The organism is Streptomyces sp. NPDC026500 (genome assembly GCF_055567635.1).
In genome coordinates, this window is record NZ_JBVHQB010000002.1 from 342,398 (window position 1) to 355,192 (window position 12,795).

Below are 12,795 nucleotides of genomic sequence, written 5' to 3' on the forward strand. Positions count from 1 at the left end.
GGATGCTGAGGCCCGTATGAGGGAAACGAGGCACATCCGTGACATGCCGTACGTTCGTGAGGGACGGGACGCACGTGGCGTGAGGGAAGAATCGGAAGCCCTCCTTCCGCGAACCGCACCGGCGTAGCGTCGTCGGCACGCATCCCCCTCACCCCGCGGTCACCGCCCTCCACACGCGGCAGTCCGCCAACCAGTACGACCACCAGGACCGGCGAACCACGTGAGCTCCACTTCTTCCACCAGGCGCCTGGCGCACCCATCGGTGCGCCAGGGGGCCCGTGGTGCGTACCGGCTGGTGCGCACCTTGCCGGCCCGGGTGGATCCCCCTCGTCTTGACGCAGGACAACGCGCGGTGGTTGACCACGGGCGCGGTCCGCTGCTCGTGCTCGCCGGCCCCGGTACGGGCAAGACGACCACGCTCGTCGAATCCGTGGCCGCCCGGATCGAACGGGGCGGCGATCCGGAACGGATCCTGGTGCTCACGTTCAGTCGCAAGGCGGCCGTCGAGCTGCGCGACCGTATGGCGCTGCGCATAGGGGCCGCCCGTGCCCCCCGGGCCACCACGTTCCACTCCTTCTGTTACGCCCTGATCCGCGCCCACCAGGACAGCGACCTGTTCGCGGAGCCCCTGCGGCTGCTGTCCGGCCCCGAGCAGGACGTGGCCGTGCGCGAGCTGCTCGCGGGCCAGCCCGACCTGGAGCGGCTGGGCCTCGCCCATGTGCGCTGGCCGGACGAACTGCGTGCCTGCCTGACCACGCGCGGTTTCGCCGACGAGGTCCGCGCGGTCCTCGCCCGCAGCCGGGAACTCGGGCTCGGCCCCGACGCCCTGGAGGCCTTCGCGCGCCGCATCGGCCGCCCGGACTGGGGCGCGGCAGCCGCCTTCCTCGCCGAGTACCTCGACGTCCTCGACATGCAAGGAGTCCTCGACTACGCGGAACTGGTCCACCGCGCGGTGCTCCTCGCCCGGCGTCCCGAGGTCGCCGAGCGGCTCGCGGCGCAGTACGACGCCGTCTATGTGGACGAGTACCAGGACACCGACCCCGCGCAGGTGCGGCTGCTGCGCGGCCTCGCCGGCGGCGGGCGCACCCTCGTCGCCTTCGGCGACCCCGACCAGTCGATCTACGCCTTCCGCGGCGCCGACGTGAACGGCATCCTGGACTTCCCCGACGCCTTCCCGCGCGCGGACGGCCGCCCGGCTCCGGTCGAGGTCCTCGGGACGTCCCGTCGCTCGGGCGCCGAACTGCTGGCCGCCACCCGCCGGCTCACCCAGCGCATGCCGCTGACCCGCCTGCCGGCCCAGAAGGTGCGCGCCCACCGCGCGCTGTCCCCAGTGCGGGAGGGGGGAGAGGTCGAGGTCTACACGTACCCGACGTCCGGCACGGAGCTCGACAACATCGCGGACATCCTGCGCCGCGCCCACCTGGAGGACGGCGTTCCCTGGGGAGAGATGGCCGTCCTGGTGCGCGCCGGTTCCCGGACGATCCCCACGATCCGCCGGGCGCTCACCTCGGCGGGCGTGCCCCTCGACATCGACGGCGACGATCTGCCCCTGCGGCACGAACCGGCGGTCGCGCCGCTGCTGACCGCGCTACGGGCGGTGGCCCGGGCGGAGTCGGGTGCGGACGGGGTGTCCAGTGCCGACGCCGATACGCGTACCGGCATCGACCGGAGTGCCGACAGCGACCCACGTCCCGGCTCCGACCCGCACGAGGACACCGCCGACGTCCACGTCGTGTCCTGGCTCGGCACCGAGACCGCGCTCACCCTCCTCGCCTCGCCTCTCGCGAGCATGGACGCCGCCGATCTGCGGCGCCTCGGGCGGGCACTGCGGGAGGAGGAGCGCGCCGGCGGAAACCTCGTACCCCCGCCGTCGGACGTCCTGCTCGCCCGGGCGCTGGCCGAGCCGGAGCGGCTCGTCGCGCACGATCCCGCGTACGCCCGAGGGGCCCAGCGCCTCGGCGCGCTGCTGCGCAGGGCGCGTGAGCGTCTCGCGGGCGGCGGAACGGCCGAGGAGGCCCTCTGGGACCTGTGGGACGGCACACCGTGGCCGCAGCGCCTGGAGCGGGCCGCCCGGCGCGGTGGCGCGGCCGGACGCAACGCCGACCGGGACCTCGACGCCGTGTGCGCGCTGTTCGCGACCGCCGGGCGCGCGGAGGAGCGCACGGGAGGCCGTGGCGCCCTGAACTTCCTGGAGGAGATCGACGCCGAGGACATCGCGGCCGACACGCTCACCCGCAGGGCCGTCCGTCCCGATGCCGTACGTCTGATGACGGCACACCGCTCCAAGGGCCTGGAGTGGCGCCTCGTCGTCGTCGCGGGCGTCCAGGAGGGCCTGTGGCCGGATCTGCGCCGCCGCGGTTCCCTGCTGGAGGCCGACCGCATCGGGCGGGACGGACTCGCCGAACCCCTCACACCCGGGGCACTCCTCTCCGAGGAACGCCGGCTGTTCTACGTGGCCGCCACCCGCGCGCGTGAACGGCTCGTCGTGACCGCTGTGAAGGCGCCGGCCGACGACGGCGACCAGCCCTCGCGCTTCCTCACCGAACTCGGCGTCGAACCCAGGGACGTGACCGGCCGCCCGCGCCGCCCCCTGGCCGTCGCCCCGCTGGTCGCGGAGCTGCGCGCCACCACGGTCGATCCGCGCGTCTCGGACAACCTCAGGCAGGCCGCGGCCCGCCGGCTGGCCCGGCTCGCCGCGCTCGCCGACGAGGACGGCCGCCCGCTGGTCCCCTCCGCGCACCCCTACCGCTGGTGGGGCATGTACGAGCCGACCGAGAGCAAGGTCCCGCTGCGCGACCGAGACCAGCCCGTCGTGCTCTCCGGCAGCGCCCTCGACCAACTCGCCAACACCTGCGCCCTGCAGTGGTTCCTGGGGCGGGAGGTGAAGGCCGACGCGCCCGCGACGGCCGCGCAGGGCTTCGGCAACGTGGTGCACGTCCTCGCCGACGAGGTCGCGTCGGGGCGCACCCCGGCCGACCTCGACGTCCTCATGGAGCGCCTCGACTCGGTGTGGAACGCGCTCGCCTTCGACGCGCCCTGGAAGTCCGCGCAGGAGAAGGAGCAGGCGCGTGTGGCGCTCGAACGCTTCCTGAAGTGGCACGTCATGGACCGCACCGGCCGTACGCCTGTGGCCAGCGAGCACGACTTCGACGTGACCCTCGAAGCGGGCTCCTACGAAGTGCGCATCCGCGGCTCCATGGACCGCGTCGAGGCGGACACCGAGGGCCGCGCCTACGTGGTCGACTTCAAGACCGGCAAGCAGGCGCCGAGCGCGGCCGAGGTGACCCACCACCCGCAGCTCGCCGTCTACCAGCTCGCTGTCGGCGAAGGCGCGGTCGACGACGCCTTCGACGGGGAACGCCCCGAAGCGGGCGGTGCCGAGCTCGTCCAGCTCCGCCAGGGTGCCGCCAAGAAGAACGGCGGCGAGACCCTCCCCAAGGTGCAGGCGCAGGAGCCGCTGGAGGGCGAGTGGGTCGGCGACCTCCTGGCGAACGCCGCGGGCAAGGTCCTCGACGAACGGTTCTCGCCGACAACTGGACAACACTGCACACATTGCTCTTTCCGGGCATCCTGCAGCGCCCGGCCCGAGGGCCGGCAGGTGGTCGAGTGACGGGTCCCGCGTCGGCGCCGGGCAGGGGTCGGACGTGGACCCCGTGACGCGTGCCAGGTGGTGCGTGCCGCTGTGGCGCACACCGGGCCGCCGGTTCGGGCGGGCCAGGGGACGTGACGTCAGCGAGTGACGTACGGCACCACATATGCTGACCTGCGGTTCTTCCGCCCCGGGCGTCGATGTGGCCACCGCTGTCAGTGGACGCCGCTAGCCTCTGCGACATGCCCGCCCGTATCACCGACCCCGAACAGCTCAAGGAGCTCCTCGGCATCCCGTTCACCCCGGAACAGACGGACTGCATCACCGCGGAGCCGGCCCCGCAGGTGATCGTGGCCGGAGCGGGTTCGGGCAAGACCACGGTGATGGCGGCACGCGTGGTGTGGCTGGTCGGCACCGGGCAGGTGGCCCCCGAGCAGGTCCTCGGTCTGACGTTCACCAACAAAGCGGCGGGCGAACTCGCCGAACGGGTGCGCAAGGCACTCGTCAAGGCGGGCGTCACCGACCCGGACGTCATCGACCCCGACAACCCGCCCGGCGAGCCGGTCATCTCCACGTACCACGCCTTCGCGGGCCGCCTGCTCACCGACCACGGCCTGCGCATCGGGCTCGAACCGACGTCCCGCCTGCTCGCCGACGCCACCCGCTACCTGCTCGCCGCGCGCGTGCTCCGCGAGGCGCCGGGCCCGTATCCGGCGCTGACCCGCTCCTTCCCGGACCTGGTCGGCGACCTCCTGACCCTCGACTCCGAGCTCGCCGAACACCTCGTACGGGCGGAGGACCTGCGCGCCTACGACGCCGAACTGCTGCGCACCCTGGAGAGCGCCGGACTCACCAACGCGGATCTGCGCAAGGTCCCCGAGGCCGCCGCCGCCCGGCGCGAACTCGCCGAGCTGGTGGGCCGCTACCGGGCGGCGAAACGCGAGCGCGACCTCCTCGACTTCGGTGACCAGATCGCCCTCTCGGCCACCCTGGCCAGTACCCGTCCCGAGGTCGGAGAGATCCTGCGCGACGAGTTCCGGGTGGTCCTGCTGGACGAGTACCAGGACACGTCGGTGGCCCAGCGCGTCCTGCTCGCCGGACTGTTCGGCGGCGGCACAGGACACCCCGTGACCGCGGTCGGCGACCCCTGCCAGGCGATCTACGGCTGGCGCGGCGCCTCCGTGGCCAACCTCGACGACTTCCCCGAGCACTTCGCGCGCCCCGACGGCCGCCCCGCGACCCGCCAGTCGCTCAGCGAGAACCGCCGCAGCGGCGGCCGCCTCCTCGACCTCGCCAACGACCTCGCGGAGCCGCTGCGAGCCATGCACGCGGGCGTGGAGGCCCTGCGGCCCGCCCCCGGAGCCGAGCGGGACGGCCTGGTGCGCTGTGCCCTGCTGCGCACCCACGCCGAGGAGATCGGCTGGCTCGCCGACTCGATCGCCCATCTCGTACGCACCGGAAAGGCACCCGCCGAGATCGCGGTCCTGTGCCGCACCGCGACCGACTTCGCCGAGATCCAGGGCGCCCTGGTCGCTCGTGACATCCCCGTCGAGGTGGTGGGCCTCTCCGGTCTGCTGCACCTGCCGGAGGTGGCCGACCTCGTGGCCGTCTGCGAGGTCCTCCAGGACCCGGGAGCCAACGCCTCCCTCGTCCGGCTGCTCACCGGCCCCCGCTGGCGGATCGGCCCGCGCGATCTCGCCCTCCTCGGGCGCCGCGCCCGCCTGCTCGTGTCCCACGCGCGCGTGGGGGCCGACGACGATCCGGACCGCAGGCTCGCCGCGGCCGTCGAGGGGGTCGACCCGGCCGAGGTGATATCACTCGCCGACGCCCTCGACACGTTCCTGGAGACGCCCATCGAGGCGGCGGGGGACGACGACGGGCTGCCCTTCTCGCCGGACGCGCGCGTGCGCTTCGCGCGGCTCGCCGCCGAGCTGCGCGACCTGCGCCGCTCGCTCGCCGACCCGCTGATGGACGTCCTGCACCGGGTCCTCGCCGTCACCGGTCTCGAGGTCGAACTCTCCGCGTCCCCGCACGCCCTGGCCGCCCGCCGCCGCGAGACCTTGTCGAACTTCCTGGACATCGCCGCGTCCTTCGCCTCCGGCGACGGCGAGGCGAGCCTGCTGGCCTTCCTCGGCTTCCTGCGCACCGCCGCGCAGTACGAGAAGGGCCTGGACAACGCCCTGCCCGGCGGCGAGAACACCGTCAAGGTGCTCACCGCGCACAAGTCCAAGGGCCTGGAGTGGGACGTCGTCGTCGTCCCCGGTCTCGTCAACGGCACCTTTCCCAGCAGCCAGGGCCGCGAGAAATGGACCGCCCAGGGCAAGGTCCTGCCGCACAGTCTGCGCGGCGACGCCGACACGCTGCCCGACATCGGGGCCTGGGACGCCAAGGGCATCAAGGCCTTCCACGAGGCGATGAAGGACCACCAGCACACCGAGGAACTGCGCCTCGGCTATGTCACCTTCACCCGCCCCCGTTCGCTCCTGCTCGGCTCCGGCCACTGGTGGGGCCCCTCCCAGAAGCGGCCGCGCGGCCCCTCGGACTTCCTGCACGCCCTCCACGACCACTGCGCGGCCGGACACGGCGAGATCGAGGTCTGGGCGGACGAACCGGCGGAGGGCGAGGAGAATCCGGCCCTGCACGAGGCGGCCGCCGACCACGCCTGGCCGCTCCCGCTCGACGACGCCGCCCTCGCCAGGCGTCGCGCGGCGGCGGAGACCGTACTCGCCCACCTGGAGCGAGTCGCGTCCCATGACGAGGTCCAGCCGGGGGCCGACGGACACCGGCGGGCGGCCGCCCACGACCCCGCCTCGTACGACGATCCGGAGTGGCCTCCGTCGGAGGACGACATCCCGCCCTACGATGAGGACGGCCTCCCCGAAGACGAGTTCCCCGAAGGTGACTTTCCTGAGGATCACCTCCCCGAGGACCACTTCCCGGAGGGCGACCTTGTGGAGACCGCCCTGCCCGAGGGCGACGACTCCGACTGGGACTCCTGGACGACGGAACGACCGGGAGACCGCCCGGCCGACCGCAGGAGCGGCCGCCCGACGGTGCCGCACCAGGCCCAGGGCCCGGCCCCCGCCGCCCGCCCGCACCCCCAGGAGACCGTGGGCGAGCGCCTCACGCCCGAAGAAGCCCGAACCCTCGCGTCCTGGGACCGCGACCTGGACGCGCTGACCGGGGAACTCCTGCGCGCCCGCGCGACCGTCACCCACGTACCCCTGCCCGCCTCGCTCACCGCCTCCCAACTGCTGCGTCTGGCCGCCGACCCGGACGGCTTCGCACAGGAACTCGCACGCCCCATGCCGCGCCCCCCGCAGCCCGCCGCGCGCCGGGGAACGCGCTTCCATGCCTGGGTGGAGTCCCGCTTCGAAGAGCTGCGGCTGCCGATGCTGGATCCCGAGGACCTGCCCGGCAGCGAGGCGGAGATCGCCGACGAGCGTGACCTGGAAGCCCTGAAGGACGCCTTCGAACGCACTCCCTACGCAAACCGCACCCCGTACCGCGTCGAGGTGCCCTTCCAGTTCGCGATCGCCGGCCGGGTCGTCCGCGGCCGGATCGACGCCGTCTACAGGACGGACCACGCCGACGGGACGACGTACGAGATCGTCGACTGGAAGACCGGCCACGGCCGCACCGCCGACCCGCTCCAGCTCGCGCTGTACCGCCTCGGCTGGGCCGAGCGGCAGGGTGTACCCCTGGAATCCGTCACGGCCGCGTTCCTGTACGTCCGCGACGGCGAGGTCGTACGACCGGACGGCCTCCCGGACCGTGCCGCACTGGAGCGGCTGCTCACCGAGGACCCGGCGGGCCCGCAGGACGAGGCTCCCGGCGAACCGCCGGACGAACACGCCTCTGTGGGCGGATAGGCTCAGGAACATGAGCAAGCCCGTTGACAACGCCGTCAGCACCGTCCGTACGTACATCGAGACCCACCGCGACGCCTTCCTCGACGACCTCGCGGAGTGGCTGCGCATCCCCTCGGTCTCGGCTCAGCCGGACCACGCCGCGGACGTGGCACGCAGCGCCGACTGGCTCGCCGCCAAGCTCCGGGAGACCGGCTTCCCGACCAGCGAGATCTGGCCGACCGCGGGCGCCCCGGCCGTCTTCGCCGAGTGGCCCTCCGAGGACCCCGAAGCGCCCACGGTCCTCGTCTACGGGCACCACGACGTGCAGCCCGCCGCCCGCGAGGACGGCTGGGACACCGAGCCCTTCGAGCCGGTGATCCGCGGAAACCGCCTCCACGCGCGCGGGGCAGCCGACGACAAGGGCCAGGTGTTCTTTCACACACTCGGCGTCCGGGCCCACCTCGCCGCCACCGGGCGCACCGCCCCGGCCGTGCACCTCAAACTGCTGATCGAGGGCGAGGAGGAGTCCGGCTCCCCGCACTTCCGCGACCTCGTCGAAGAGCACGCGGAACGCCTCGCCGCCGACGCCGTGATCGTCTCCGACACCGGCATGTGGTCCGAGGACAGCCCCACGGTCTGCACGGGCATGCGGGGCCTCGCCGAGTGCGAGATCGTCCTGCACGGGCCCGAGCAGGACATCCACTCCGGGTCCTTCGGCGGCGCCGTGCCCAACCCGGCCACCGCCGTCGCCCGCCTGGTCGCGGCCCTGCACGACGAGCACGCGCGCGTGGCCGTACCCGGCTTCTACGAAGGCATCACCGAACTCACCGACCGCGAGCGCGAACTCTTCGCCGAGCTGCCCTTCGACGAGGAGCGGTGGCTGCGCACGGCCAGGTCGACGGCCACCCACGGAGAAGCCGGTCACACCACCCTGGAGCGCGTCTGGGCCCGCCCGACCGCCGAGGTCAACGGCATCGGCGGCGGCTACCAGGGCGCCGGCAGCAAGACGATCATTCCGTCCTCGGCCCTGGTGAAGCTCTCCTTCCGGCTGGTCGCCGGGCAGGACCCGGACCACATCGAGAAGGCCGTACGCGCCTGGGCGGCCGAGCAGGTACCCGACGGCATCCGGCACGAGATCACGTTCGGCGCGGCCACCCGCCCGTGCCTGACGCCACTGGACCACCCCGCCCTGCAGTCCGTCGTACGCGCCATGCGCCGAGCCTTCGAGCAGCCGATCCGCTACACCCGCGAGGGCGGCTCGGGACCGGCGGCCGACCTCCAGGAAGTCCTCGGCGCCCCAGTGCTCTTCCTGGGCATCTCCGTTCCCTCCGACGGCTGGCACGCCCCCGACGAGAAGGTCGAACTCGACCTCCTCATGAAGGGCGTCGAAACGACCGCCTACCTGTGGGGCGACCTGGCCGAGAACTGGCGCGACACACACTGAACAAGCCGATCCACACCCTCAAGAGCGCACCGCACGCCCGTCCTGCTGAACCGCCCGCCGAAATAACCGTTCCACCGGGGGAGTTGGAAGCACCCGTGACCACCTGGACCGACCACAGCGCCGACCGTCCCATCTCGCTCACCGCTCCGAGCGGCATCGACCGTGCCGCCCACCACAGGCTCGACGAGGCCTGGCTCGCGGCGGCCTGGAGCCACCCCACGACCCGCGCCTTCGTGGTCTCCGGCGGTCAGGTGCTCATCGACGAGATGGCCGACGGCAGCACCGAACTGCTGATGACGCCCTCCTTCGAGGCCCCGCTCACCGAGGCGCACCGCTACTTCCTGGGCACGGACGACGACGGCGTGAGCTACTTCGCGCTCCAGAAGGACTCCCTTCCGGGCCGCATCGACCAGTCCGCCCGTCCGGCTGGCCTGCGCGAGGCCGGGCTCCTGCTGTCCCCGCGCGACGCCGGCCTGATGGTGCACGCGGTCGCGCTGGAGAACTGGCAGCGACTGCACCGCTTCTGCTCCCGCTGCGGTGAGCGCACGGTCATCGCGGCCGCCGGCCACATCCGCCGCTGCCCCGCGTGCGGCGCCGAGCACTACCCGCGCACCGACCCGGCCGTGATCATGGCTGTCACGGACGACGAGGACCGCATCCTGCTCGGCCGCCAGGTGCACTGGCCCGAAGGACGCTTCTCCACGCTCGCGGGCTTCGTCGAGCCCGGCGAGTCGATCGAGCAGTCCGTACGCCGTGAGGTCTTCGAGGAGGCGGGCGTCACGGTCGGCGCGGTCGAATACGTCGCCAGCCAGCCCTGGCCGTTCCCCTCCAGCCTCATGCTGGGCTTCATGGCCCGCGCCACCTCGTCGGAGATCAACGTCGACGGCGAGGAGATCCAGGAAGCCCGCTGGTTCTCCCGGGAAGACCTGCGAGCCGCCTTCGAGTCCGGGGAGGTGGTGCCGCCCTACGGAATCTCGATCGCGGCCCGCCTGATCGAACTCTGGTACGGCAAGCCCCTGCCGACGCGGGGGAACACCGCCTGACGGCGCCCTGACATGGCACTGCCCCTCTGGTGACTCACCAGAGGGGCAGTGCCATGCGCGCGGGAGGTCAGGCGCTGAGGGCCTGCTTCACCTGGGCGAGGCTGGGGTTCGTCATGACGATCTCATTGCCACCCGTGGCGGAGACCACCAGGACCGTCGGAACGGTCTGGTTTCCGCCGTTCGCCTTCTCGACGAATGCCGCGGACTGCGGGTCCTGCTCGATGTTGATCTCGTTGTACGCGATGCCCTCACGGTCCATCTGGCTCTTGAGCCGACGGCAGTAGCCGCACCACGTGGTGCTGTACATCGTCACAGTGCCCTGCATGTCTTATGCGCTCCTTCACGGCTTCGGGTGCGTGGTCGCTGGAAGTGGAACGCAGGTCACCCGGTCACCATTCCCGTAGGGGGTATCCGGGGCACCCGCCGAGACGTGATGCTCGCCGCACCGGACCGAACCCTAGGCGCGGACGGCCGCGGCGGGGGAGGGGCGTGACGCCCGGGGCATGGCCGAGAAGCGACCCCGGCGCACGGGGCGGACGTGACGCTTGCCGCATTCGTACGACTGCAGGCGCCTCCCTGTGGACAACCGGCTCACCCGTCTCCGCCGACCTGGCAGCATGGCGGTGTGACAGCAGCAACGCACTCCACCCTCTTCCCACAGGTTCCGGACACGGCCGACGCGGTGCTCGACGGGCTCGACCCCGAGCAGCGCGAGGTCGCCACCGCCCTGCACGGTCCGGTGTGCGTGCTGGCGGGCGCCGGCACGGGCAAGACGCGGGCGATCACCCACCGCATCGCCTACGGGGTGCGCGCGGGGATCCTCCAGCCCTCCAGCGTGCTCGCGGTCACTTTCACCAACCGGGCCGCGGGCGAGATGCGCGGCCGGCTGCGCCAGCTCGGCGCCGGAGGAGTGCAGGCCCGCACCTTCCACTCCGCCGCGCTGCGCCAGCTCCAGTACTTCTGGCCGAAAGCTGTCGGTGGCAGTCTGCCCCGGCTCGTGGACCGCAAGATCCAGCTTGTCGCGGACGCGGCGGCCGCCTGCCGCATCCGCCTCGACCGCGGAGAGCTGCGGGACGTCACCGGCGAGATCGAGTGGTGCAAGGTCACCCAGACCATCCCCGCCGACTACGCGGCGGCCGCCGCCCGGGCCGGCCGCGAAGCCCCCCGGGACCCGGCCGAGACCGCCAAGATCTACTCGGCGTACGAGGACCTCAAGCGGGACCGCGCGGTCATCGACTTCGAGGACGTCCTGCTGCTGACGGTCGCCATCCTGCAGGACCGGCACGACATCGCCGAGCAGGTCCGCTCCCAGTACCAGCACTTCGTGGTCGACGAGTACCAGGACGTCAGCCCGCTCCAGCAGCGCCTTCTGGAGCTGTGGCTCGGCGAGCGGGACAGCCTCTGCGTGGTCGGTGACGCCAGCCAGACGATCTACTCGTTCACGGGTGCAACCCCCGACCACCTTCTCGACTTCCGCACCCGCCATCCCGGAGCCACCGTCGTCAAGCTCGTCCGCGACTACCGCTCCTCGCCCCAGGTCGTCCACCTCGCCAACGGCCTGCTCTCCCAGGCCCGCGGCCGGGCCGCCGAGCACCGCCTCGAACTGATCTCCCAGCGGCCCCCGGGCGCCGAGCCCGTCTACGCCGAGTACACGGACGAGCCCGCCGAGGCCGAGGGCGCCGCCCGCCGCATCCGCGACCTCATTGCCTCGGGCGTCCCCGCCGGTGAGATCGCGATCCTGTTCCGCACGAACTCCCAGTCCGAGACCTACGAACAGGCCCTCGCCGACGCCGGTGTGCCCTACCAGCTGCGCGGCGCCGAGCGGTTCTTCGACCGCCCCGAGGTGCGCAAGGCGGGCGCGGCCCTGCGCGCCGCAGCCCGCTTCGGCGGCAACGACTCACTGCTCGACGACGTCGTCGACCTGCCCTCGCAGGTCCGAGCGGTGCTCTCGGGCGAGGGCTGGACCAGCAACCCACCGGCCGGCTCCGGCGCCGTCAGGGAGCGCTGGGAGTCGCTGGCCGCCCTGGTGTACCTCGCGCAGGACTTCGCGACCGCCAAGCCCGGCGCGACGCTCGGCGACCTGGTGGCCGAGCTCGACGAACGTGCCGGCGCCCAGCACGCCCCGACGGTGCAGGGCGTCACCCTCGCCTCCCTGCACTCCGCCAAGGGCCTGGAGTGGGACGTCGTCTTCCTGGTCGGTGTGGCCGAGGGCATGATGCCGATCACCTACGCAAAGACCGACGAGCAGATCGAGGAGGAGCGCCGCCTCCTCTACGTCGGTGTCACCCGCGCCAGAGAGCACCTCTTCGTCTCCTGGGCGCTCGCCCGCTCACCCGGCGGCCGAGCGGGCCGACGCCCCAGCCGGTTCCTCGACGGGCTGCGTCCCGGCTCCGTCGCCACGGCGGGCCGCGGCGGTGGCGGAGCCTCGGGAGGCATCGAGCGCGGCGCCGGAAGGAGCGGCGTCACCGCCGTACGGCGCACGAGCCGGAGCCCCGCGCGCTGCCGGGTCTGCGGCCGCACCCTCACCGACGCCGGTGAGATGAAGCTGATGCGCTGCGAGGGCTGCCCCTCCGACATGGACGAGGGTCTCTACGAGCGGTTGCGCGAGTGGCGCGCGGTGCAGGCGCAGCGCAGTGGGCAGCCCGCGTTCTGCGTCTTCACCGACAAGACGCTGATGGCGATCGCGGAGACCGCGCCGGACGACGAGGGCGAGCTCGCCCGGATCCCTGGCGTCGGCGTGCGCAAACTCAACCGCTTCGGAGCCGAGGTTCTGGCCATCTGCGCAGGTCGAGAGGTCGGAGGACAGGGCGAGGGCGACTGATTCAAACTCGTCGAGAAAATAGTTTGCGCATGCCCCAGCAATCCCCA

General features: G+C 72.7%; 6 protein-coding genes. 5 read left to right on the forward strand and 1 reads right to left on the reverse strand.

Annotation, left to right across the window (positions count from 1 at the left end):
- The first annotated feature begins 220 nt into the window (after positions 1-220).
- The 4 genes from ACZ4N5_RS04610 (at position 221) to nudC (ending at position 9,927) form a co-directional block, all read left to right on the forward strand.
- The gene (locus tag ACZ4N5_RS04610) at positions 221-3,610 is read left to right on the forward strand and encodes an ATP-dependent helicase (protein WP_467755662.1); all 3,390 of its coding nucleotides are present in this window, start codon (positions 221-223) and stop codon (positions 3,608-3,610) included.
- Between the two features lie 221 nt (positions 3,611-3,831).
- A complete protein-coding gene (locus tag ACZ4N5_RS04615; protein WP_467755663.1) occupies positions 3,832-7,461 on the forward strand; it encodes a UvrD-helicase domain-containing protein in 3,630 nt (1,209 codons plus the stop codon).
- 10 nt (positions 7,462-7,471) lie between these two features.
- Entirely contained in the window at positions 7,472-8,884 is a 1,413-nt protein-coding gene (locus ACZ4N5_RS04620) for a dipeptidase (protein WP_467755664.1), read from the forward strand.
- Positions 8,885-8,979: 95 nt separating this feature from the next.
- Complete coding sequence (gene nudC / locus ACZ4N5_RS04625; protein WP_467755665.1) at positions 8,980-9,927, forward strand: NAD(+) diphosphatase; 948 nt, start codon at positions 8,980-8,982, stop codon at positions 9,925-9,927.
- Positions 9,928-9,994: 67 nt separating this feature from the next.
- Here nudC and ACZ4N5_RS04630 read toward each other — a convergent pair whose 3' ends face one another.
- Positions 9,995-10,252 (reverse strand): mycoredoxin, encoded by a 258-nt coding sequence (locus ACZ4N5_RS04630; RefSeq protein WP_467755666.1) that lies wholly within the window; start codon positions 10,250-10,252, stop codon positions 9,995-9,997.
- Positions 10,253-10,552: 300 nt separating this feature from the next.
- On the opposite strand from ACZ4N5_RS04630, the gene ACZ4N5_RS04635 reads away from it, so the two are divergent.
- Positions 10,553-12,748, forward strand: coding sequence for an ATP-dependent DNA helicase UvrD2 (locus ACZ4N5_RS04635; protein ID WP_467755667.1), 2,196 nt, complete (start codon positions 10,553-10,555; stop codon positions 12,746-12,748).
- Positions 12,749-12,795 lie beyond the last annotated feature (47 nt).

Coding starts and splice junctions, on each gene's coding strand:
- ACZ4N5_RS04615 (WP_467755663.1), top strand. CDS start 3,832: ATGCCCGCCCGTATCACCGACCCCGAACAGCTCAAGGAGCTCCTCGGC.
- ACZ4N5_RS04620 (WP_467755664.1), top strand. CDS start 7,472: ATGAGCAAGCCCGTTGACAACGCCGTCAGCACCGTCCGTACGTACATC.
- ACZ4N5_RS04630 (WP_467755666.1), bottom strand. CDS start 10,252: ATGCAGGGCACTGTGACGATGTACAGCACCACGTGGTGCGGCTACTGC.